Origin of the sequence: Natronorubrum sp. A-ect3 (assembly GCF_041821125.1) — an archaeon.
GTDB lineage: Archaea > Halobacteriota > Halobacteria > Halobacteriales > Natrialbaceae > Natronorubrum > Natronorubrum bangense.
Window position 1 is genome coordinate 204,803 of record NZ_JBGUBB010000002.1, and the last position, 23,415, is coordinate 228,217.

19 protein-coding genes are annotated in these 23,415 nt (G+C 62.2%); 11 read left to right on the forward strand and 8 right to left on the reverse strand.

All coding sequences use genetic code 11. From position 1 onward, the window contains the following. Positions 1-448: 448 nt before the first annotated feature. The 6 genes from ACERJA_RS07635 to ACERJA_RS07660 all read right to left on the reverse strand — a co-directional run bounded on the left by ACERJA_RS07635 (position 449) and on the right by ACERJA_RS07660 (position 8,296). Complete coding sequence (locus ACERJA_RS07635) at positions 449-1,108, reverse strand: DUF1028 domain-containing protein (RefSeq protein ID WP_373607647.1); 660 nt, start codon at positions 1,106-1,108, stop codon at positions 449-451. Then, positions 1,105-3,228, reverse strand: a complete 2,124-nt coding sequence (locus tag ACERJA_RS07640) for a dipeptide ABC transporter ATP-binding protein (RefSeq protein WP_373607648.1) — start codon at positions 3,226-3,228, stop codon at positions 1,105-1,107. The genes ACERJA_RS07635 and ACERJA_RS07640 overlap by 4 nt, the downstream gene beginning before the upstream one ends. Beyond that, positions 3,225-4,148 (reverse strand): ABC transporter permease, encoded by a 924-nt coding sequence (locus ACERJA_RS07645; protein ID WP_006064840.1) that lies wholly within the window; start codon positions 4,146-4,148, stop codon positions 3,225-3,227. Before ACERJA_RS07645 ends, ACERJA_RS07640 begins: the two co-directional genes overlap by 4 nt. Further along, a complete protein-coding gene (locus ACERJA_RS07650) occupies positions 4,148-5,107 on the reverse strand; it encodes an ABC transporter permease (RefSeq protein ID WP_006064839.1) in 960 nt (319 codons plus the stop codon). The genes ACERJA_RS07645 and ACERJA_RS07650 overlap by 1 nt, the downstream gene beginning before the upstream one ends. Before the next feature lie 72 nt (positions 5,108-5,179). Beyond that, the gene (locus ACERJA_RS07655) at positions 5,180-6,748 is read right to left on the reverse strand and encodes an ABC transporter substrate-binding protein (RefSeq protein WP_373607649.1); all 1,569 of its coding nucleotides are present in this window, start codon (positions 6,746-6,748) and stop codon (positions 5,180-5,182) included. 297 nt (positions 6,749-7,045) lie between these two features. Then, positions 7,046-8,296, reverse strand: coding sequence for a M20 family metallo-hydrolase (locus ACERJA_RS07660; protein ID WP_373607650.1), 1,251 nt, complete (start codon positions 8,294-8,296; stop codon positions 7,046-7,048). A 470-nt stretch (positions 8,297-8,766) separates the two neighbouring features. Here ACERJA_RS07660 and ACERJA_RS07665 point away from each other — a divergent pair, with 470 nt between their 5' ends. From ACERJA_RS07665 to ACERJA_RS07675, 3 genes are all read left to right on the forward strand, one after another. After that, positions 8,767-9,570, forward strand: coding sequence for an IclR family transcriptional regulator (locus tag ACERJA_RS07665; protein WP_373607651.1), 804 nt, complete (start codon positions 8,767-8,769; stop codon positions 9,568-9,570). 727 nt (positions 9,571-10,297) lie between these two features. Then, positions 10,298-10,957 carry a heme-binding protein gene (locus ACERJA_RS07670; protein WP_373607652.1) on the forward strand — a complete coding sequence of 220 codons (660 nt, stop codon included), beginning with the start codon at positions 10,298-10,300 and terminating at the stop codon, positions 10,955-10,957. A gap of 146 nt (positions 10,958-11,103) precedes the next feature. Continuing rightward, positions 11,104-11,901 (forward strand): SDR family NAD(P)-dependent oxidoreductase, encoded by a 798-nt coding sequence (locus ACERJA_RS07675; protein ID WP_373607653.1) that lies wholly within the window; start codon positions 11,104-11,106, stop codon positions 11,899-11,901. Between the two features lie 415 nt (positions 11,902-12,316). On the opposite strand, the gene ACERJA_RS07680 is transcribed toward ACERJA_RS07675, so the two are convergent. Beyond that, the gene (locus tag ACERJA_RS07680) at positions 12,317-13,141 is read right to left on the reverse strand and encodes a helix-turn-helix transcriptional regulator (protein ID WP_373607654.1); all 825 of its coding nucleotides are present in this window, start codon (positions 13,139-13,141) and stop codon (positions 12,317-12,319) included. Positions 13,142-13,438: 297 nt separating this feature from the next. On the opposite strand from ACERJA_RS07680, the gene ACERJA_RS07685 reads away from it, so the two are divergent. From ACERJA_RS07685 to ACERJA_RS07695, 3 genes are all read left to right on the forward strand, one after another. After that, the gene (locus tag ACERJA_RS07685) at positions 13,439-14,332 is read left to right on the forward strand and encodes a dihydrodipicolinate synthase family protein (RefSeq protein ID WP_373607655.1); all 894 of its coding nucleotides are present in this window, start codon (positions 13,439-13,441) and stop codon (positions 14,330-14,332) included. A gap of 171 nt (positions 14,333-14,503) precedes the next feature. Further along, positions 14,504-16,708 (forward strand): DNA mismatch repair endonuclease MutL, encoded by a 2,205-nt coding sequence (gene mutL, locus ACERJA_RS07690; protein WP_373607656.1) that lies wholly within the window; start codon positions 14,504-14,506, stop codon positions 16,706-16,708. A gap of 97 nt (positions 16,709-16,805) precedes the next feature. Next, positions 16,806-17,015 carry a hypothetical protein gene (locus tag ACERJA_RS07695; protein ID WP_373607657.1) on the forward strand — a complete coding sequence of 70 codons (210 nt, stop codon included), beginning with the start codon at positions 16,806-16,808 and terminating at the stop codon, positions 17,013-17,015. Between the two features lie 111 nt (positions 17,016-17,126). Here the strand turns inward: ACERJA_RS07695 and ACERJA_RS07700 are convergent, their stop codons facing one another. Beyond that, positions 17,127-18,401: an MFS transporter gene (locus ACERJA_RS07700; protein ID WP_373607658.1), complete on the reverse strand. Its 1,275-nt coding sequence runs from the start codon at positions 18,399-18,401 to the stop codon at positions 17,127-17,129. 202 nt (positions 18,402-18,603) lie between these two features. Between ACERJA_RS07700 and rtcA the strand changes: the two genes are divergently transcribed. From rtcA to ACERJA_RS07725, 5 genes are all read left to right on the forward strand, one after another. Beyond that, positions 18,604-19,707 (forward strand): RNA 3'-terminal phosphate cyclase, encoded by a 1,104-nt coding sequence (rtcA, locus tag ACERJA_RS07705; protein WP_373607659.1) that lies wholly within the window; start codon positions 18,604-18,606, stop codon positions 19,705-19,707. Positions 19,708-19,856: 149 nt separating this feature from the next. Next, complete coding sequence (gene kdgK1 / locus ACERJA_RS07710; RefSeq protein ID WP_373607660.1) at positions 19,857-20,810, forward strand: bifunctional 2-dehydro-3-deoxygluconokinase/2-dehydro-3-deoxygalactonokinase; 954 nt, start codon at positions 19,857-19,859, stop codon at positions 20,808-20,810. A 238-nt stretch (positions 20,811-21,048) separates the two neighbouring features. Further along, a complete protein-coding gene (locus ACERJA_RS07715; protein WP_373608458.1) occupies positions 21,049-22,068 on the forward strand; it encodes a thiamine pyrophosphate-dependent dehydrogenase E1 component subunit alpha in 1,020 nt (339 codons plus the stop codon). Beyond that, positions 22,068-23,081, forward strand: a complete 1,014-nt coding sequence (locus ACERJA_RS07720) for an alpha-ketoacid dehydrogenase subunit beta (protein WP_373607661.1) — start codon at positions 22,068-22,070, stop codon at positions 23,079-23,081. Before ACERJA_RS07715 ends, ACERJA_RS07720 begins: the two co-directional genes overlap by 1 nt. Further along, the gene (locus ACERJA_RS07725; protein ID WP_373607662.1) at positions 23,078-23,356 is read left to right on the forward strand and encodes a lipoyl domain-containing protein; all 279 of its coding nucleotides are present in this window, start codon (positions 23,078-23,080) and stop codon (positions 23,354-23,356) included. Before ACERJA_RS07720 ends, ACERJA_RS07725 begins: the two co-directional genes overlap by 4 nt. The last annotated feature ends 59 nt before the right edge of the window (positions 23,357-23,415 follow it).

Genomic DNA, 23,415 nt, shown 5'->3' on the forward strand with positions numbered 1-23,415 from the left:
CCACTCTCCCGTTTCCGTTTTCGATCCGACACTCGAGTGACGACACCACCCTCCCACAGCGGCGTCTGTGACTCGAGTCTGTGGGTTCATACTGTAACAATACTGGCTGCTCCCAAAGCATATAATTTGGAGCACACTATGTGGTCAAATTGGCTCTCCGAGAGAGAAAGCCGACCAAAGTGCTCCAAAAACGGTTGAAATGCCTATCTGGGTCGAATAGGCTCTCGAGTTCTGAACCCATCTAATTCCGTGACACATCGGTCCAGGCCGGTCCTGAACCATGTTTGAAGGCATTATCGAGGGGTTGACTCAGACAGGGGAGCAACTATCACAAAGACAATATGTTATCTCAATATTTGTATTTGGTATATGGTATTTCTGTCTTCGACTGCGCTTCACTCTGTGCTCCCGGACGATGTGCACTCGAGAGTGGGAGCCGTCTCGAGTGTTACTCTGGATGGCGCTGGAGGTCGACCGCCGGGAATCGCTCCGCCCAGTCGGCACCCGTCGTACTCGCGACCTCGTGGAGTCGCTCGAGTTCGGTGACGGCGTCGTCGTGTTCGTCGACGCGCAGGTCGTGCTCGAGCCGCGGCTCGTCCGGATCGAACACCGACAGCGCCGCGCTCTGTGCGTGGTCACGGCGTTTGTCGCCGCCTGCGTCCTCGCCAGCCCGGAGCGCGACGAGAAGACGCTCGTCGAGCGACCGGTCGGCGTTGGTTTCGAAGGCGTCGGCGACCGCCTCAAGGACGCCCTCGCCGACGAGCATGTTCCCCGCGACGGTGTAGCTCTCGCCCTCGCAGTCGCCGGCCCACGCATCGCACGCGTCGCCCGTCATCGCGACGGTCGTCCCCGTGTGATCGACGCCGTGGACCTGCCGAAGCGACGCATCTGGGTCGTCCTCGAGTAGCGCGGTGACGGCGTCGTCGATCGACTCGCCGTCGGCGAGTCGACGCGTCGTCCGAACGCCGATGGGGGTGTTCGTCATCGCCTGCGTACAGACCGCGCCGTGACGGCAGACGAACGGGGCCGTCGAACCGACGCCGATCGCTTTCGTCGCAACGGCGGCCCCGTGGCGGCCGTCGACTGTCGCACAGAGCGAGAACGTCACGGCTGTTTGACCTCTGTGTCCGACTGCTGGTGGGTGAGTGGCTCTGACATTTCGGCTTCGGAGAGGTGACAGGCGATCGTGTGGTCGTCGTCCCCGTCGACCGGCTTCGCGCGCGGTTCGTCTCGTTCACACTCTCCGCCGATTTTCTTCGGACAGCGGGTGTGGAACGGACAGCCCGAAGGCGGGTCCATCGGACTGGGCACTGTGCCCTCGAGGAGAATCCGCTTCGTCTCTCGGTTCGGATTCGCGTGGGGGACGGCCGAGAGGAGACTCTCCGTGTACGGATGGTACGGCGGCTCGAACACCTGCTCGACGGAGCCGAACTCGGCGATCTTGCCGAGATACATGACGGCTACGCGGTCACAGATGTGCTGGACGACGCTGATGTTGTGTGAGATAAACAGATACGAGAGGTCGAACTCGTCCTGAATATCGTCGAGCAGGTTGAGGATCTGGGCCTGCACGCTCACGTCCAGCGCCGAGACGGGTTCGTCACAGACGATGAGATCCGGCTCGACGGCGAGGGCGTTCGCGATGGCGATCCGCTGTTGTTGCCCGCCCGAGAACTGGTGGGGATACTTGTCGATATCGCTCGCCGCCAGCCCGACGCGCTCGAGTAACTCCTCGATCCGTTCGCGTTTTTCGTTCCCGGTTGCGATGTTGTGTTTCTCCATCCCGCGGCCGATGATCTGGCCGACGGTTTTGCGCGGGTTGAGCGAACTCTTCGGGTCCTGGAAGATGATCTGCATCTCCTGGCGGAGACTGCGAATCTCGGACTTGCCGAGTTCGTGGAGCGGATGGCCGTCGAAGTACACTTCGCCGTCGGTCGGCTCAAGCAGCTGCATGACCGTTCTGGCGACGGTCGACTTCCCACAGCCGCTCTCGCCGACGAGTCCGACCGTCTCGCCGCGGTTGATGCTGAAGCTCACGCCGTCGACTGCCTTGACGTATCGGCGCTCGAGTGTCAGCCCGCCGCCGTCGGTTCGGGCAAGCGAGAGGTTGCCGAACAGCCCGTCTCCTGCCGAGAAGTACTTTTTGAGGTTGGCGACCTCGAGTAGCGGCTCCGTCGTTTGCTTTCGGTGGCGACGTTCGCCGTCCGTCTCAGTGCCGGGGTCAGAGAGGTCGAGTTCAGCCGTCCGGAAACACGCCGCGTGCGAACCCGCCGGGGCATCCGGTACGGCATCGAGTGTCGGATCGCCGCCGGAGTGACAGTCATCAGTCGCGTGTGGACAGCGGTCGGCGAAGTTACAGCCATTCGGCAGCGACTGCAGGTTGGGCATCGACCCGCCAAGAGCGTAGAGGCGGTTCCGATCCGCGCCAACTTCCGGGATCGCGTCGATGAGCGTCCGAGTGTAGGGGTGTCTCGGCCGGTCGAAGATGGCCTCGACTCTGCCCGTTTCGATGAGATTTCCGGCGTACATGACCCCGACGCGGTCGCAGGTCTGGGCGACGACACCGAGGTTGTGCGTGATCATCAGGATCGAGACGTTGCGCGTCTCGCGGAGGTCGTTGAGTAACTCGAGGATCTTCGCCTGCGTCGTCACGTCGAGTGCCGTCGTCGGCTCGTCAGCGATGATGAGATCCGGCTCACAGGCGAGGCCGATCGCGATGAGCACACGCTGGCGCATCCCACCGGAGAACTCGTGTGGATACTCGTCGATGCGCGATTCGGGATCCGGAATCTCGACCTCTGCCATCGCCTCGATCGCGATCTCGCGAGCCTCGCTTTCGCTGACGTCCTGATGCAGCGTGATCGTCTCGGTGATCTGCTGACCGACCGTGAGCACGGGGTTGAGCGACGTCATCGGGTCCTGTGGGATCAACGCGATCTTGTTCCCACGGACGCTTTGCATCTCTTTTTCGGAGTGCTCGAGGAGGTCCTCGCCGTCGAAGATGACCGAACCCGAGGCGATCTCGCCCGGGTAGTCGATAAGGCGCATGATCGACTTCGCGGTCACGCTCTTTCCGGCGCCGGACTCGCCGACGATCCCCATCACCTCTCCTCGGTCGAGGGTGAACGAGACGTCGTTGACTGCAGTGATGGTGCCGTTTTCGGTTTTGAACTGTGTGCGAAGCGATTCGACTGCGAGCAGTGGGTCGGTCGTAGCGTTGGTGGTCATTCGATGATCTCCCCCTTCGGGTCGAGGACGTCACGGAGGCCGTCGCCGAGTAAGTTGAAGCCAATCACCGCGGTTGCGATAGCGAGTGCAGGGAAGAAGACGAGCCACGGGGCATCGCCCATGAACGCCCATCCCTGATTGATCATCAGCCCCCACGACGCCGTCGGTGGCTGGACGCCGAGGCCAAGGAACGAGAGACTCGCTTCCAGCAACATCGTGAACGCGATGTTGATCGACCCCTGGACGAGCAACGGTCCGACGCAGTTGGGCAACACCTCTCTGAAGATGATGTAGGTGTCACTCTCACCGCGGGCGACGGCTGCTTCGACGAACGATTCGTTGCGAACGGAGAGTGCGGCACTCCGTGCGACCCTGGCGATAAACGGCGTGTAGACGAACGCCAGCGCGAGGATCAGGTTGGTGAGATTCGGCTCCATCACGGCGACGATCGTCAGCGCGAGCAGGATCGGCGGGAACGACATCATCGCGTCCATCGCCCGCATCAGCCCCTCGTCGACCAGTCCCTGGTAATAGCCAGCGACGATGCCGATCGTCGTCCCGAAGATCATCGCGATGCTGATCGACGTGAAGCCGACCAACACAGAGATTCGTGCCCCCGCAAGGACGCGACTGAAGATGTCACGACCGAGATTGTCGGTCCCCATCAGATGCTCCATCGACGGGGCCTGTTCTCGGTTCTGGACGTTCGTGGCCTCGGGATCGTGCGGGACGAACGAGAACGGCTGTATCGTCACGTCGATGAGCGGAACGACGATCTTCTGTGCAAAGATGGCCACGAAAAAGAGCATGACAATTATGCCAAGCCCGATCACTGCCTTCTGGTTGTTGCGGAACTGGCGGATGAACCGCCCGTAGTGGGCCTTGCGTTCGTCCGTCAGCTGGAACCGGTTCGTCGACATTATTCGGACCCTCCGTAGCGGATGCGTGGATCAACGTACGCATAGAACGCGTCCGCGATGAAGTTCGAGAGCATGTATATGAGCGCGATGATGATGATACATCCCTGCAACAACGGGATGTCACGGTTCTCGATCGCCGTCAGCGTTAGTTGCCCGATACCCGGCCAGGAGAACACTTCCTCGAGGACGACGACGCCGCCGAAGGCGTAGCTGAACTGAAACGCGACAACCGTGATCACGGGGATTGCGGCGTTTTTCAGCGCGTGGCGCAGGACGACCGCGCGTTCGTTCAGCCCCTTGGAGCGGGCGAACTCGACGTAGTCCTCGCTCAGTTCGTCGATCATACTCGAGCGCGTCATTCGCATAATGTAGGCCGTCAGCGCGACCCCCATCGCACTGGCGGGCAAAATGAGATGATGGATCGCCGCGATCGGGTCCACCATCGGTGAGACGTACCCGCGGGTCGGGAACCCACCGAGTGTGAGTGCGAACACGTAGATGAACACGAGCCCCCACAGGAAGATCGGCAGCGAGAGGCCGATGAACGCGAGCATCGATGCCGTGAGGTCTGACGGCGTGTTCTTTCTCACTGCAGCGATGATTCCGAGCGGGATCGAGAGGGTCACCGAAATGATCGTCGCGGAGACAGCAAGCAGCAGCGACCGTGGCAACCGCAGTGCGATCAGGTCGACAACGGGAACGTTGTATCGGAGCGACATCCCCAGATTACCGCTGAACAGCCCAGCGACCCACTCGACGTACTGAACATACAGTGGTTGGTCGAGTCCAAGCTGTGCCTCGAGCTGTGCGATCGATGCCTCGGTCGCGTTCGGTCCGAGAATCAACAGCGCCACGTTGCCCGGCAAAATCTTGGTGAGGCCGAACGTGATGAGCGTCACCAAGAACAACGTGATGAGCATGAAGCCGAACCGCTTGAGCAGGTAATTAACGAACGCCATTTATATACATAACGAGGATGGGAGTGTGTGTTTCATGTCTCGGTGATCGTGTGCGGGTGTTCCAGCTGATACCTACTCGAACTGAACTTCTTCGAATCTGAACGTCGATCCGTCGGGCGACATGATCTCGCCCGTCACGTCTGTGTCACGAGCCATCAGCGTCGGCATCCAGTACAGCAGGATGTGGCCCGACCGACGCTCTTTGAGGAGTTCGGCGGCCTCGTGGTAGATGGGTGCTCGTTCGTCGATGTCGTAGCTCAGTCGTGCGCTGTCGATGAGGTCGTTGTACTCCTCGTCTTCCCAACCGGTGAAGAAAAACGCCCCTTCGGAGTGGAGCGGGCGGTGGAACCCGGCGTCGGGGAACCAGAGACCGAGATACGAACTGGTCGTCGCCTGGAAATCCTGATCCGTGTAGACGTCGCTGAGCCAGTTGCTCCACGTGATCATCTGGATGTCGAGGTCGATGCCGACCTCCGACGCCTGGGATTCGATCACCTGTGCGGCAGTGACCTGATCGTTGTACTGTTGGGGGATCTTGAACGACGCTTCGAAGCCGTCCGGGTAGCCCGCTGCGTCCAGGTGTTCTTGGGCCTTCTCGAGGTCTCGCGGTCGCGGCTCGAGGTCGGGATGTTCCCACTCACTGTCCGGTGCGGCGGGACTCGCGGCGACCTGTCCCTGCCCGTACAGCGCGGCCTCCATGACCTCGTCCTTGTCGATTGCGTACTCGAGGGCGAGTCGGGCGTCGCGGCTGTCGAACGGCTCTTCGGTGCAGTTGACACCGAGGTAGACGAGCGATTTCGGGAACCGTTCGATGAAGTCGATATCCGGGTCGTCCTCGAGGCTCTCGGCGTGACGCGGCGGCACGTCGTTGATGAAATCAAGCTCGCCGGAGCGGAACGTATTAAGCCGGTTGTCGTCGTCCGGGACCTCGTTTTTGATGATCTTGTCGAGATACGGGAGGGCGTCGTCCCAGTAGTCGTCGTATTTCACCATGACGAACTCGGAGTCAATCTCCATACTTTCGAACTGGAACGGGCCGGTCCCGATCGGCTCGCTGAACGCGCCCTGCTGTTGTTCGGCCTGTTCTGCGGGAAGGATATGCATGTGCGACGTCGCCATTCGCGACAGCAACGGCGCGAACGGCTCGGTCAGCACCATCTCGAACGTGTAGTCGTCCGGCGCGTCCATCGACTCGACTCGAGACATGTAGTCGGCGGCGAGTCCCTCGCGCTCGTCGATGCGCTCGAAGGAAGCCAGCACGTCCTCGGACGTAAACTCCGATCCGTCGTGGAACGACACGCCCTCGCGAAGCGAGAACGAAACCTCCGTGTTGTCCTCGGAGAACTCCCAGGATTCTGCGAGCAGCGGCTCGAGTTCGTAGTCCCAGTTGACCCTGACAAGTCCCTGGGTGATGTTCTCGAGAACGCGAGCGGTTGCTGCGGCGCTTTCGAAGTGCGGATCGAGACTCTGGACCGGGACGCTGCCTCCCCACAGCAGTTCACCACTTCTTTCGATGTCGTCGACGTCGCCCGCACAGCCTGCGAGCGCGATGGGAACGCCTGCTGCAGCGGCTTTCATGAAAAGACGGCGGCTCGGACCGTCTACGGACTGTTCATCGGCTGGGTTGTCAGTATCTCCCATGTACTCTTGCAGCGTTGCAAATACTGATACATAAACTTTGTCCTTATTGGTGTTAAAGGGTCGTTACCCTCCCTTCCGTAATATCACTTATTTGAATAGTGCCGCAGTGTTGACTGGGTGGCCACTGACGGTCTTGACTGATTACCGGTCGACGAACATGGGGTTACTCACCTCGAGCAGTCACTCTCCTCGTTGTCCGTTCGAGAACCGCTCGAATACTGTCTGCAGTACGGTATTTCCGATGGAACGGTCACCGTCGTGTCGCCCCGGGTGTCGGCTCCAGCCAGCAGTCTCGGATTACGACTCGGCGAGGCGCGCGAGTCCCTCCGCGAGAACAGTGGTTGCCCCAGCGCAGTCCGACCACTCGGTCCACTCCCGTGGATTATGGGAGATCCCGTCACGCGACGGTGCAAACAGCAGTCCCGCGTCGGTGACTCGAGCAACGTTCATCGTATCGTGGGCTGCCCCTGAGTGCATGAGCAACGTGTTGAGTCCCGTTGCAGTGCCGGCGTCGACTAACGTCTCACGACAGCGATCCGCCATGGGTTCCGGCGGCACGTCGTACGGCCGCGAAACGGTCGTCTCGACAGCTCGTTCCCGTTCGACTCGCTGTGCACTGTCCTCGAGTGCGTCGACGAGCATCGAGATCGAGCCCGCCGACACGTCGCGGATGTCGATTCCAAGTCGGACCTGTCCTGGGATGACGTTCGTCGCGTTCGGCTCCACGACCGCCTTACCGACTGTTCCCACCGCAGACGGAGACTCGTCGTCGACGAGTTGCTTTGCGGCTTCCTCGACATCCAGAACGACTTCACTCGCTGCAGCGAGGGCGTCCGCACGTCCGGGCATCGGCGTCGATCCAGCGTGGTCGGCTTCGCCGTTGACCTCGAGATAGCAGTGGGTAATTCCCGTGACGTTCGTGACGATGCCTGCAGTTGCGTTCTCCTCCTCCAGGCGCGTCCCCTGTTCGGGATGCAACTCGAGCCAGGCGTCCCACTCGGCAGCGTCGATCCGTCCTTCGCCGCGAAAGCCGATTTCGTCGAGTGCGTCCGCCAACGTCGTTCCGTCGTCGGCTTCGAACGCCAGCGCGTCGTCGACCGACCGCTGGCCGGTGGCGACGGACGAGCCGAGCAGTCCGTTGCCGAACCGTTGGCCTTCCTCTTCAGTGAAACAGACGACGTCTATCGGCCGTTCGGGCGTCCGATCAGACTCCTGTATCGCACGGACCGCCTCGAGGCCGCCGTAGACACCGAGCGGGCCATCGAAGATCCCACCGACTGGGACCGAGTCCAAGTGGCTGCCGGTCGCGATCGGCGCGGCGGACGGATCGACACCCTCTGGCACCCACCGGCCAACGATGTTTCCGACCGCGTCGATCCGAACGTCGAGCCCCGCCTGCTCGAGTCGATCGACGAATCGCTCTCGAGCACGCCGGTTCGCGTCCGTCCCGGTGAGCGTCGTTCGTCCGTGGCCGTCCACGTCGGATAGTGCGCCAAACTGCGCGTTAGCTTCGATATCTCGCCGAAGCCTCCCCTCAGAGACATGCATTCCGATGCGTGATCGGAAGTCCGCTTTGTTAAGTGTTTACGTTCTTCGCAGCGGACCCGACATCGACAGCGACACAGATCGTAGCCACTGACCGTCAGTGTGCAACCGATCGCACGACGGCTATGCGATTGCTGTGCAACCCGTTTCAGTTGGTACTGTAACTGGAACACCAGGACCAATCACGATTAGCGCGACTGCGCGATCACCGACCGATGGGTTTCCGAAATGTGAACATTTTTCGCATGGACTCGAGCGACTGGTATCGGACCAGCTGACACGAGTTACACGCATCGCACAGCCGTCATGCGGTGTGGCGTGCAGTGACGGTGGTGACTCGCTTCCGACGTGGGATCACCGCGTGTTCGGCGTCGCCTCCGGGCACTTGCGGCACGTCGTTCTCGAGGTGCCACGCCAGCGACGTGCGTTCCCGAAATGCGAACAGCTATTCTACTCGCGGCCTACGTGTGCGTATGCGTGAGACAAACGACAAAGGGCCGAGGCAGCTCGAAACGGTCGCTCGAGCGTGCGATGTCATCGACGCACTCGAGGAACTCGACGGCGCTGGCGTGACGGAACTGGCCGACGCGCTCGACATCTCGAAGAGTTCGGCGTATTCGTATCTCTCGACGCTGCGGACGAAGCGGCTCGTCGTGAAAGACGACGACGACACGTACCGACTCAGCCTCGAGTTTCTGTATCTCGGGAAGACGATTCGGCACCGACACGTGCTGTTCGAACACGGCAAACAGCAGATCGACCGACTGGCCGAGGAAACTGGAGAGTACGTCCACCTCATGTGCGAACAACATGGCCTCGAGCGGAATATCTACAAGGTCGCAGGTGAGAACGCCGTCGGCGACGCCTACCACACGACCAAAGAGCGAAAAGCCGATTTCCTCCATTTTACCTCGACTGGCAAAGCCGTTCTCGCCTATCTCCCGGACGCCCGAGTCGAAGCGATCATCGACGAGTACGGCCTCGTCCGAAAGACCGAGAACACGATCACCGACCGCGATGCTCTCTTCGAGGAGATCCAGACCATCAGAGAGCGCGGCTACGCGGTGAACGACGAAGAGGAGGTGGCAGGAATCCGGGCTGTCGGGGCACCGATCCGTGATGCAAACGGGGCGATTCTCGGTGCGATCAGTGTCTCCGGACCGACGAGTCGACTCAATGATGACCGATACCACGAAACGCTCCCGAAGAAGGTCATGGAGAGTGCGAACGTCACTGAAGCGAGCATCAACATGTCCAACGCGAGTCAGTCGCTCTGAAATCGGCGTTCACACACGTGCTTTTACAAGAATATTATTGTAAAGTAGAGCCCATTTCTCGCGCCATTACACGACCGATTCACAATCCGTTCGCATTTCGAAAACGCCCTGCAGGGACGTCCACACCAGGTCTTTTTCCATCGGGGCAAGCGGTTGCTGGCTCGAAACCGAACTGATCTGGAGCGAGTTACTCGAGGAACTACGTGGCTGGTCCAATGGGTGTCGCGGGGCGGCTGGGACGTCGCTAGCTGCTGTCAACACCTATCATTATCTTTTGTATCTATCTAAATAGACATTTTGATACTCTCACCCTTCCCCAGAAACTGAACAAAAACCGTATCTTAGGTTAGAGTGTGAGCAAATGCAAAATTAAAATCTCAGTAAGCGCAGAAATAGGAACTTACGCTTGTGATATTTCATCACTCAGAAAAATATTGGCTGAGTCATCGAACTCGTTTTTGAATCCTCGGCTATGATTCAGTTTTGGTTGTCTCCCCGTCTTAGGCCCCTCAAAACAACGACCCATTCATTCCCGATCATTTCCCTTGACCAGTACTCTGTTCATCACTTTCGAAGCATGATATATATGTCTGAGTACGTATGTGGAAAACTGTCTGAAGAATACTATTTTTGTTTCGTCGGGTGGTCGTTGTGATTCGACGGGCCGGTGGCGACGGCTGAACCGAGCCACTGGCGAGCTTTTGGTGTCTGGGTGCGTATACGGCGTATGCGAACTCGAGTTACCGCAGCCGTGTCGGTTCTCGTTGGTCTCCTTGCCGCCTGGGTCGGCTGGGGGCTCTACGTAATCAGGACAACTGAGCGGGTGCCGTTCGAGACGCTCGAGCGCGACGGTGCGTTCGAACGGCGGCGCTATCCAGCCACGATTCTGGTCGAGACGACGGCGCCGGACCAGCGAACGGCGTTCCGACGACTCTTCGATTATCTTTCGGGTGCAAACGAAACCGACGACGAACTCGAGACGACTGCCCCCGTCGCGACGGTCGATGAGACGCGTTCGATCCCTGCCCCAGCTCAGCCGAGCAACGGTGAGTCCGTGCCGATGACCGCACCTGTCCGCACCGCCCGCTCCAGTGAGGGTGTGACGATGGCGTTCTATCTCCCGTCGACTGTCTCGCTCGAGGCGGCACCCATGCCAACCGATCCGACCGTTCACCTCCTCGCCGAACCGTCACGGACGGCCGCTGTGTGGCGGTTCTCCTGGTACGCGACGGACCGTCGCATCGAGCGCGCGCGACAGGCGCTGGCTGCCCACCTCGAGGAGCGCGGCCTCGAGGCGCGTGACGAGCCGACGGTGTTGCAGTACAACGACCCCTGGACACCGCCGTTTCTGCGCCGCAACGAGGTCGCCGTGACGGTCGAGTACTGACGGACGAACGGTCGGGCCACACGTCGGTCGGCCGCTACTGTTGATGACTGTTTCTCTCCACGCAGAATTTACTGAATATCGTTCAATATTCAACGAGTTTACTTTCCACCGGTAACATTATAATCTGATAGACGAGTGATAGCATAATGCACGAACCAGACTACAGCGTGGCAGGCGAGACTGCGATCGTCACAGGCGCAAGCCAAGGAATCGGTCGGGCGATCGCGGAGACACTCGCTGCGGGCGGTGCGAACGTAGCGATCTGCTCGCGATCGATGGATCGCATCGGCCCGGTTGCCGACGAGATCAACGCTGCCGAGGATGCGGGTGAGGCCCTCGCCGTCGAGTGTAACGTTCGCGAGCGCGAGCAGGTCCAGCAGCTGGTCGACGAAACCGTCGAGACGTTCGGCGACGTCGACATCCTCGTCACCAACGCCGGCGGCGAGTTCGTCGCCAACTTCGAGGACATCTCGGCGAACGGCTGGGAGACGATTCTCGATCTCAATCTCACCAGCACCGTCCACTGCGCCCAACTCGCTGGCGAGGTCATGCGCGAGGGCGACGGCGGCGTCATCATCACGCTCTCGAGTGTCAACGGCCAGCATGCAGCACCCGGCGAGAGCCACTACGGGGCTGCGAAGGCCGCGATTATCCGCCTAACCGAGACGCTGGCCGTCGAGTGGGCCGACGACGGCATCCGCGTCAACTGCGTCGCGCCCGGTCTGATCCAGACCCCCGGCGTTGCCGAGACACTCGGTGTTGACAGCGAATCCATGCCCCCACGCGAGAAGACCGACCGCCGGATCGGCCACGCTGAAGAGATCGCCGACGTCGTCCAGTTCCTCTCGAGTCCCGCCGCCTCTTTCATGACCGGTGAGACGGTGACCGTCAAAGGGGTCCCGCTGGCCGGCAACTCGATGACACAGGATCTGGGCCTCGAGTAACAGGGTCATCGCCTCCACCGACGATCCACGGCACTGCTGTGGCCCGCGTCGGATTGTGGTGTTCGACGAATCCGTGCCGTGTGATCCGGGTAAACCGGATCGAACTGCGACATGGTCGGTTACGCCGCGCTGACGACCAGACCTATCTCGTGAGCGAGGCGCATCAGTCTCATACGGGTGAGCGAGTGGCTCCGGCGGCCAGGATATCTGCGAAGCAGCAACTGCGCTCTCGAGACGCCGTGCTCGAACGTCGTCTCACCTTGCACGCTGCATCGAGACCGAACGAACAGCGATGGGAACACGACCGCGCAGAAACGAACCGTCGCTGAGACCGTCATTCGGTCTGCTGTCCGTCAGTTCCGGTGCGACCAGAAGCGACGGCGGTTGCGCCGGTCAATCGGTTCGGCAGACCGTCTCACTCCACGATCCGTCGTGGATCGACGTGTCGAGAGTCGGATTCGTACCGCTCGTAGACCGATTCTGCCCACTCGCGGACGTCGGGGGCGGCAGTAACGATCAACGCTTGGACCGTTCCGCTGCCTTGCTCGTAGCAGCTGATGATGACGCGCTCATCGAGCAGCCCGATTCCGTACGCGGGTAAGTCCTCATGGGTGAGTACCGTGAAGTTGTCCTGTTGCAGCATCGCGACACTGCGCTCCGGGTACGTCGAAAGAAAGTATGTATGGCAGGGTGTTCGGTCGATCAACGTGATGTCTACGCCGTCGTCGATCAGTTGACCCAGAACCGAAAAGCAAGGCTCCATCAGGGCAACCTCGGGGCGGAGAAATCGCAACGTGGTCGTCTGCTGGAGCAGTGATTTGAACCGGTTCACCGGACAGTACGGAGAATCGGGCTCGGCGACGGTCACGCTCATCTTCGACCACGTCTCGATCGGGAACTCGCTGATCTCATCAGGGAGCCAGTGCCAGATATCACGCAGCTTCCGTTCCGTTTTGACCCGCTCGAGCAGGTCCTCCGTCCCGGATGCGACCACCTCTCCGAGTCGGGTTGCAACGTACTGGTGTCCGTCTTTGCGGATCCAGACCCGGTCATCGAACTCGTCCAACGTCCGTCGCATCGTCGACGAGGACACCCCGGTCAACTCACAGAGTTCAGCGCGACTCCGCGGCCGCTCTGTCAGCGCGATGAGTGCCGGAATGCGGTGTTCTGACCGTGTGAGGTACCCGACGTCACCAATCGGCGAATCGGTGGGTGTATGTGCAGCGCTATCGAGGCTCATAGGATAGATACGCAAAGAAGCGAGAAAACTATTCGCACCTCTCATGTGACCGTTCAGTAATTTCTGTGACACTATCTGGAGAACTGTTCAGACGGTGGCTTCAGTACCGTCGGTCGTTCCAAAGATTCCTCTTACGACTGAAATCGTGGGCTCCTCCGTGCATCTCTGTGAGAAGACACGTGAGCAAACCGGCTGTCCTCCTACCACACTGCAGCCGATCCGACTCGACGCGGTTGCCGTCTCCTCATGTCACGGCGAGCAGGTACGTTTTTGCAGTCGCCGCGAAACCACCATGGTATGGAACTCCACCACGCACTCTCGGGTATCACCTGTCCGGTCGTCACGCCGTTCGACGACGCTGGCGCGATCGACGACGACGCGTTCGTTGACGTCCTCGAGCAGCTCCTCGAGGGTGGCATCGACGGACTCTTTCCCTGCGGCACGACGGGTGAGTTCGCCAGCCTCACACGCGAGGAGCGCCGGCACGTCCACGACCTCGCGGTCGAACACGCTGGCAGCGAGGTGCCGGTGCTCGCCGGTGCGGCCGCGACGAGTGTCGCCGAAGCGGTCACCTACACCGAAGACGCGGCCGATGTCGGTGCCGACGCCGCCGTCGTCACACCACCGTACTTCCACACGGCGAACGATCCCGCCGGGAACCAGCAGTTCCTCGAGCAGGTCGCAGACCGGTCCCCGCTCCCCCTGTTGCTCTACAACATCCCGGTCTGTACGGGCGGGCGGATGGAGCCCGAGACGCTCGCGGCCGTCGCGACCCACGACAATATCGTCGGGCTGAAAGACTCGAGTGGCGACCTCGAGTACTTTCTGTCGGTCATGCGCCAGACGCCCGATGAGTTCTGCATGCTGCAGGGCTACGACGCGCTACTCGTTCCCGCACTCCGGATGGGCGCCGACGGCGGACTCAACGCCCTCTCGAACGTCGCGCCCGAGGCATACGGCGACCTGTACGAGACGTTCGACGAGCGCCGCGGGGAGACGTTACAGGACGCAATCGTCCCACTGTTCGACGCCTGTGCTAGCTATGGCTTCGCGCCGGCGACGAAGGCTGCCCTCGAACACCGTGGCGTCGTTCCTACCGATGCCCTTCGGCCGCCGCTCGTCGAAGTTCCCGAAGCCGGTCGCCCGGCGATCGCCAGCGCTGTCGATGGGCTGCTCGAGTCGGGTCCGTGACTGCCATCGCATGCACTGGTCACCAATCCACAGTTTAACCTCGCTTGAACGCAAGCCACAACGCATGCACCGAACGATCGGAATCGATGGGCGGCCGCTGACTGCCGCCCCGGATCGACTGCAAGAGCGTCGCACCTACTTGTGGTCCGACGGTCACGAGCAGTCCGAGCTATGACCGGCGACCAGTCACCCGAGACCGATATCCACCAGCTTGATGACGACACCGTCGCCCGAATCGCCGCCGGCGAGGTCGTCGAACGCCCCGCAAGCGCAGTCAAAGAACTCGTCGAGAACAGCCTCGATGCCGACGCCTCGAGCGTCGACGTCACCGTCGAGGAGGGCGGCACCGAACTGATCCGTGTCGCAGACGACGGCGCGGGCATGAGCGAGGCTGATCTCCGAGCCGCCGTCCGCCAGCACACGACGAGCAAGATCGAGGGGCTTGAGGACCTCGAGACGGGCGTCGCGACCCTCGGCTTTCGCGGTGAGGCGCTGCACACCATCGGCTCCGTCTCGCGGCTGACGATCAGATCCCGGCCCCAAAACGCCGACGGCGCGGGCACGAAACTGGTCTACGAAGGCGGCGAGGTGACGAGCGTCGAGCCGACGGGCTGTCCTACGGGCACCATCGTCGAGGTCGACGATCTCTTTTACAATACGCCCGCACGCCGAAAGTTCCTCAAGACGACGGCGACCGAGTTCGCCCACGTCAACCGCGTGGTCACTCGGTATGCGCTCGCAAACCCCGACGTGGCCGTCTCCCTGACCCACGACGGCCGCGAGGTGTTTGCGACGACGGGACAAGGCGACCTGCAGGCCGCCGTGTTGTCGGTCTACGGCCGCGAGGTCGCGTCGGCGATGATCCCCGTCGACACAGACGAACTGCCACCCGGCCCCCTCAAGTCCGTCTCCGGGCTTGTCTCTCACCCCGAAACCAACCGCTCGAGTCGAGAGTATCTCGCCACCTACGTCAACGGCCGCGCCGTCACTGCCGATGCGGTTCGCGAGGGAATTATGGGTGCCTACGGCACTCAACTGGGTGGCGATCGCTACCCCTTCGTCACCCTCTTTCTCGAGGTGCCCGGCGACGCCGTCGACGTCAACGTCCATCCACGAAAGCGGGAGGTTCGATTCGACGACGACGACGCCGTCCGCCGACAGGTCGACGCTGCCGTCGAGTCGGCGCTGCTCGAGCACGGCCTCCTTCGGTCGCGTGCGCCTCGGGGTCGGTCGGCACCTGGTGAGGCGCGACTCGAGCCCGGGGCTGTTCGAGGCGGTGACGGGACGGCGAGCGACGAGCCTGCACAGGAGCCGCTCTCGAGTCCGGACGACGTGACTGCTGACACACATCCGGAATCGACGGCTAACACCGCCTCGGCTGGCACCGATTCAAGCGAGACCTCGGCTGGCACCGATTCGGGCGACACGGCAGCGGTTGCGGAGTCGGATGGGACGACAGCGACAGCAGACACGAGCGAGACGACGACATCGACATCGTCCTCGAGTCACCCATCTCGCGGCGACGAATCGACGTCCGGAACGCCAGACAGCCAGCCAACGACCGATACCAGTCGTGACGACCCGACGGCGTCCGCAGCCAGTTCGGTACGCGACTCGAGTACCCGCGACGTGACTCGCTCGAGCGACGACCCCTTCTCGTCCGAAGACGACCCGAACGCGACTCGTGAGCCGGACCGCAAGTTCGATGCCGGCACCGAACAGCAGACACTCACCGGCGATGTCGCGACCGGCGACGAAACCGCGTTCGACTCGCTACCGTCGCTGCGCGTGTTGGGGCAGTACACCGACACCTACCTCGTCTGTGAGACGGCCGACGGGCTCGTTCTCATCGACCAGCACGCCGCCGACGAGCGGGTGAACTACGAACGCCTCCAGCAGGCGTTTGCTGACGACCCCGCTGCACAGGCGCTGGCCTCGCCGGTTGACCTCGAGTTGACTGCCGTCGAAGCCGAGGCGTTCGAGAGCTACCGGGAGGCGCTCTCTCGGCTGGGATTTTATGCTGATCGGGTCGACGACCGAACGGTCGCCGTGACGACGGTGCCCGCGGTGCTCGAGGAGACACTCGAGCCCGAACAGCTCAGAGACGTCCTCGCGTCGTTCGTCGAGGGCGACCGCGAGACTGGTGCCGAGACGATCGACGCGCTGGCCGACGAGTTCCTCGGTGATCTGGCCTGCTATCCGTCGATCACCGGAAACACGTCACTGACCGAAGGGTCGGTTGTCGATCTGCTCGAGGCGTTAGACGGCTGTGAGAACCCTTACTCGTGTCCACACGGCCGACCAGTGCTCGTCCAGTTCGATCAGACGGAGATCGAAGACCGGTTCGAACGGGATTATCCGGGCCATCAGGGCTGATCAGACAGACGCCGCTGTGGCACCTGCTGGCGTTTGTGCGTTTTTGTCGGCTAATTCAAGCTGTTCGCTTAATCCCATCTCGACCGGAGTGGCTGTCATGAACGTCCCAACCGACCGGCTCTTGCTGATGCTCGTCGCTGCGACTGGGTTCGCCGTCGTCGCTGGCGGGTGGGCAGCGGCTCTCGTCCACGCCGAGGCAACCGGACTGGAAGACCTCGTCCTTCGAGTGATAATCGGGGCTGTCTTCTTTGCCGTGCTGCTTGGCTTCTGGACCCTGCTTTCCAGTACGGACGACCAAACAGCGTGAGTCGTACTGACCACTCAGACGGCCGCCGATGTGACGCGCCGATTCGAACTGCTCGAGCGTGCCCCCGTTCGAACGGGACACACTCTCCCCCGTTCCTCGTCTCCAGGATCATCAGCGCTGTTCGTGGCGATAGAGCCAGATCGCACAGAGAAACGCAATCGCGCCGGCGGCTGTCGCAATAGCAAACGCGAGCTGATAGCCGATTTCGGTGTAGACTCGGGTGCCGCCGACGAGCTCTCCGGCCCAGTAGTCATCGAGTGCCCACCCCATCGCTGTCGGAAGAATCGCTGCCCCGAAAAAGCTCGCGCCGTTGATCGTCCCCGTCGAGAGACCGCTTGCATTGGCCGGGTGGCGGTCCTTAACGATTGCATACGCAAGCAGGAACGACCCGATCAACAGGCCACTGAGAAAGTACACGAGACCAACGACCGGCAGCGGTGGGTCGCCAACGACGGCGATGATGCCCAGACTGCCCGTAAACAGACCCCCTCCGACGACGATCAACTCGACCCGCCGTTCGAGTCGATCGGAGAGCCAGCCGATCGCCGGCGGGCCGATCATGATGCCGACGCTGCCACACAGCGTAAACACGGAGGCGTACGTGACTGAGACATCGTATGTCTGGACGATGTAAGGAACTCCCCAGAGTCCGAACAGGGTGAGGTTCACCCCGGTAACACAAAACAGCATGATGCTGACGACCCAGACCAACGGATCTCGAAGAATGTCCGAAAGCGACGTCTTGAGCTGTGCGTTCGTCAGTGTCGACTCTCCCGGAACCCCCTCGAGCGGCTCGAAACCGGCTTGTGTTGGCGTGTCGCGGACGAGCGCGAAGACGACGACAGTAAACAGCAGGCCGACCACGCCAAAGCCACCGATCGCCGTTCGCCAGCCTGCGCTGTCGACGAGTATCGCAAGCGGTGTGGTCGCGAGGACACCACCAAACCCGGAGAACGCGAAGGTGAGGCCGTTCATCGTTGCGAACTCGTCGGCGCGATACCAGTTCGCACAGAACCGAAGAATGCAAACGAAAATCACGCTGCCGCCGAGGCCGACGAGGCCGCGGGCCACGATGGCGGTGAGATAGCTGTCGGCGAACGCAAACCAGATCACGCCGACGTTCATCACCGCCACACCGGCCGTCGCCGTTCGTCGTGGTCCGATTCGGTCGGCGAGGATCCCCGTCGGGATCTGCATGATGGCGTACACCCAGAAAAAGATCGCATGCAGTGTCCCCAGTTGTGCGCCCGTCGTCCCGAACGCGCCCATGAGCTCTTCGGCGAGGACTGCCGAGGAGAGCCGATTCATATTGACGAGCAGAAAGACGACGCCGAGCGTTGCCCAGAGGAGCCAGCGCCGTCTGAGTGGATCCGTCCACAGTCGCATTCGGTGACAGTCTCCGCTGACGGAGTGAAAAACTTGGCCAAGCGGCACGCTATAGTAACAACTGCAACGAGTTACACACTGATCACACAGCCGTCGTGCGGTCAGGTGTGCAGTGACGTGCAGTGGCTACTATAGGAACCGACGCCGCCGCGGAACCAGCCACACCACCAACGGTAGGGTACTCGAGGCCGTATCGGCTGCTATGACCGCCGTACGCGAACTCGACGGGTCGGAGGCGGGCGGACAGTTCGTCCGGACCGCGCTGACACTGTCGGTACTGGAAAACGAACCCGTTCGAATCGAGCACATCCGCGGGAACCGACCGAATCCCGGCCTTGCTCACCAGCACTTGGCTGTCCTCGAGACGATGGCCGAACTCTGTGACGCCGAGGTTTCGGGGGCGGAACTCGGCGCGGAGACGGTCGTGTTCGATCCTGCGCTCGAGGCGACTGCGGGAGCGACGGGCTGGAACGGGCAGGATCGGGGCCAGCTCCCGGGTGGGGAGTACGCCGTCGATATTGGCACCGCCGGCAGCATGACGCTGTTGTTCGATACTCTCCTGCCGCTCGCGTCAGTGCTCGACTCACAGCTTTCGGTGACCGTCACTGGCGGGACGGACGTCAAATGGTCGCCCCCACTCGACTATTTCCGCCACGTCAAACTCCCGTTGCTCCGACGGGTCGGGCTCACCGCCGCCTGCGATGTCGATCGGCGTGGGTTCTACCCCGATGGCGACGGCCGGGCGACGCTGCATCTCGCCCCCTCGAGCCTCGAATCGATCGATCTCGTCGAACGGGGGCCGCTCGAGGACGCCCGACTGTATTCGGTCGAATCGGCCTCGCTCGCCGACCGCGACGTCGCTCACAGACAGGCCGAGGGCGCACTCGAGCGCCTCGCACTCGAGGACCGTGGCCTCGAATGCAGTGAACGCCGCGAGGCGACCGCGACAAGTCCCTCTCCGGGGTCGGCGATCGTTCTTCGACTCGACCACGGCACGGGAATCGCGGGCTTTTCAGCCCTTGGCGAACGGGGGACACCGGCCGAACGCGTCGGCGAAGACGCCGCAGACGCCGCGAACCGATTCCTCGAGGCGACGGACGAGCCAGCGTCGCCGGTCGACCGCCAGCTGGCTGATCAGTTACTCGTCTTTCTCGCCCTCGAGGGTGGCCAACTGCGCGTGCCCGCAGTCACGGACCACGTCGCCACGAGCTGTGCACTCCTCGAGGCGTTTGGCGCAGCGGTCGCCGTCGATGACACGCCGAGCGAGACAGCGCTGGTGACAGTCGAATCGACGGTCGACGCGTAGGCGGGCGCTCGAGGCGTCTGCTGACGCGTCAGCTCCTCGCAGACACTCTAGGAAACCAACATAACGTCATAACTTATACGATAGCCGTTCGTTGGTCCGAGTATGACCGACGCACATCGCATCGACCGAGACGTTCGGAGGGCCGAGCCGTGAGCGATCTCGTCACCTTCGGGGAGACGATGCTTCGCCTGTCGCCGCCGGACAACGAGCGCCTCGAGACCACGACCGAGTTCGAGGTCCGCGCGGCGGGTGCAGAGAGCAACGTTGCGATCGCCGCGGACCGGCTGGGTGCGACGGCGACTTGGCTCTCGAAAGTGCCGGAGACACCGCTTGGCCGACGCGCCGTCGGCGAACTCCGCCAGTACGGAATCAAGACTGACGTCGTCTGGAGCCACCGCGGCCGACAGGGAACGTACTACCTCGAGCGGGGGGGCAAGCCTCGCGGGACGAACGTCGTCTACGACCGAGAGAACGCCGCGATTACGACTGCGGAGGCTCGCGAGTTCGATATCGACCGGGTACAGGACGCCCGCGTCTTCTTTACGACCGGCATCACGCCTGCGCTCTCCTCGACGCTCCGGGAGACGACGATGAACATGCTCAAAGCGGCCAAACAGGGCGGGACGACGACCGCGTTCGACTTCAACTACCGGCGCAAGCTTTGGTCGCCCGAGGAGGCCAAACAGACGATGACGAAACTGTTTCCGGGGATCGACGTGCTCGTGATCGCCGCCCGCGACGCCCAGAACGTCCTCGGATTCGAGGGTGACCCGCGCCAGCTCGCCCACAAACTCGGCTCCCAACATAACTTTACGACCGTCGTCGTCACCTGTGGCGCAGACGGCGCTGTCGGCTGGCATGACGGAGTCGTCCACGAACAGGACGTCTACGAAACCGAGACCGTTTCACAGATCGGTACCGGCGACGCCTTTACCGGCGCGTTCATCGCCCGCCGACTCCACGGCGAGGACATCCCGACTGCCCTCGAGTACGCCGCGGCGACGGCGGCACTCAAACGGACGATCCCCGGTGACGTCGCGCTGGTCACCAAAGACGAAGTTGACGCGGTTATTTCGGACGGCGGGACGGCAGTCTCCCGGTGAGAACGCCACGCTGGCGTCGCTGACTACTGACTCGTTTTCGTCGCTTATCGCCCACATGTGCCGTTCTCGTCGCTCCGACGGACATCGTTTGTCCCCTTGCGGTCGACTCGAGCGCACTGTCGGCTCCGACACCGTCGCGTGACTGTCAGGCTGTGGGGCTGGTGAACAATATTATACTAGCTGGTGGGGTGTATCGGGACGGACTATGGGGACTGCCACCACAGCACAACTACGGTCGATGTACGAGGATATGGTAACGGCGCGATACTACGAGGAGCGCCTGCAAGATGAGTATATGGAGGGGAAGACCCCCGGATTTGACATCAGCGCCGGACCCATTCCGGGCGAACTCCATCTCGCGGCGGGCCACGAGGCGACCGCGGCCGGTGTCTGTGCGCATCTGACCGACGAGGATACCGTTACGGCACCGCACCGGCCACACCACATCGCCATCGCGAAAGGTGTCGATCTGAAACGGATGACTGCGGAGATTTTCGGCCGGGAGACGGGGCTCAGCGCCGGCAAAGGCGGACATATGCACCTGTTCGACCCCGACGTCAACTTCGCCTGCAGCGGCATCATCGCACAGGGCTGTCCGCCCGCTGTCGGCGCGGCGATGGCCGCGAAAAAGCGCAACGAGACGAACGTCGCGGTCGCCTATCTCGGTGAAGGTGCGATCAGTCAGGGAGCCTTCCTCGAGTCGCTCAACCTTGCGAGCCTGCACGACCTGCCCGTGATCTTCGTCGTCGAGGACAACGACTGGGCGATTAGCATGCCCAAAGAACGGATCAGCGCGCCACCGGATGGCTCGAAACGCGCCGCCGGCTTCGACATGCCGGGTGTCCGTATCGACCACGACGACGCCACCGCGGTCTCCGAGGCCGCCGCCGAGGCAGTCGGGCGCGCTCGAGACGGCAACGGACCGACGCTCATGTCGGTGCAAGTCCACCGCCGGATGGGTCATTTCATGGGCGATCCGGAGACGTATCGCCCCGACGCCGACCAGCAACGCCATCAGGAGCGTGACTCCATCGAGCGCCTGGCGGCCGACCTCGAGGCCGCCGGCGTCGACGACGAGGAACGCGAGGCGATCCGCGAGGACGCCCACGAGCGTGTCGACGGCGCGATCGAATGGGCTAAAGATCAGCCAGAACCGGAACCCGACGCCGCCCTCGAGGACGTGTTCTCGAACCCACCCGCGGGTGTGACGGACGAGGATCCGACACCCGAGTTCGCCGGTAACGGAGGTGGCAACTGATGAGTGCCGAGGGAGAGCGACAGGCGACGATGAGCACGGCGATGGTCGAGGCCATCGCGACTGAGATGCGAGACAACGACGAGGTATTTTATATGGGCGAAGACGTCGCCGACTACGGCGGCATCTTCGACTCGACGGACGGCCTCCTCTCCGAGTTCGGCCACGATCGGATCATGGACGTCCCGATCAGCGAGACGGCGTACATCGGCGCGGCGGTCGGGGCCGCACAGGAGGGGATGCGGCCGATTGCCGAGGTGATGTTCGTCGACTTCTTCGGCGTCTGTATGGACCAGATCTACAACCAGATGGCCAAAAACACCTACATGAGCGGGGCGAACGTGAGCGTCCCGATGGTCCTGACGACGGCCGTCGGCGGCACGTACAGCGACGCAGCCCAACACTCCCAGACGCTGTACGGCACCTTCGCTCACCTGCCGGGAATGAAAGTCGTCGTCCCCTCGACAGCCTACGACGCCAAGGGGCTGATGCACAACGCCATCCGAGACGACGACCCGGTCGTCTACATGTTCCACAAGCGCCTGATGGGGATCGGCTGGATGCCGGCCCCCGACGGCCCGAAAACCGCCGTTCCCGAGGAGTCCTATACGATTCCGTTCGGACAGGCCGACGTCAAGCGCGAGGGGGCCGACGTCACCGTCGTCACGCTCGGCTTGCACGTCCATCGCGCGCTCGAGGCCGCAGCGAAACTCGCCGACGACGGCATCGATGTCGAGGTGATCGACCTCCGGACGCTCGTGCCACTGGACGAGACAACGGTCCTCGAGTCAGTCCGAAAGACCGGGCGACTCGTCGTCGTCGACGAAGACTATCGCTCGTTCGGTCTCACCGGTGAGGTCATCTCCCGTGTCGTCGAGGCCGAGCCGAACGCCCTCGAGGCGGTCGAACGGCTCGCTGTCCCGGACGTCCCACTGCCGTATGCGCGCCCGCTCGAGAACAGGGTAATCCCGGATAGCGACGACATCGAAGACGCGATTCGGAAGACCCAGCCATGAGCGACGACGGATCGCGCGTGGCGCTCGATTCGGCCGACTTCTGGCCTGCCGACGCGGACCAAGAGGAGGGGCTCGTCCTCGAGTGGTACGTCAGCGAGGGCAGTCAGATCGCTGAGGGCGACCTGCTCTGTGAGTTTCAGGTCGAGAAGATCGATGTCGAGGTCGCTGCCCCGACGAGCGGGAGCGTCGACGAGATCGTCCTCGAGAAAGACGCAGAACTCGAGCGCGGCGACACGCTTGCCTATCTCACGCCGGATTCGGGCGCTGCAGGCTGATTTCGCGGGCGTTGTCTCGCGTTTTCGACAGCCAAAACCGGATGTGTGTCCGGACGTTT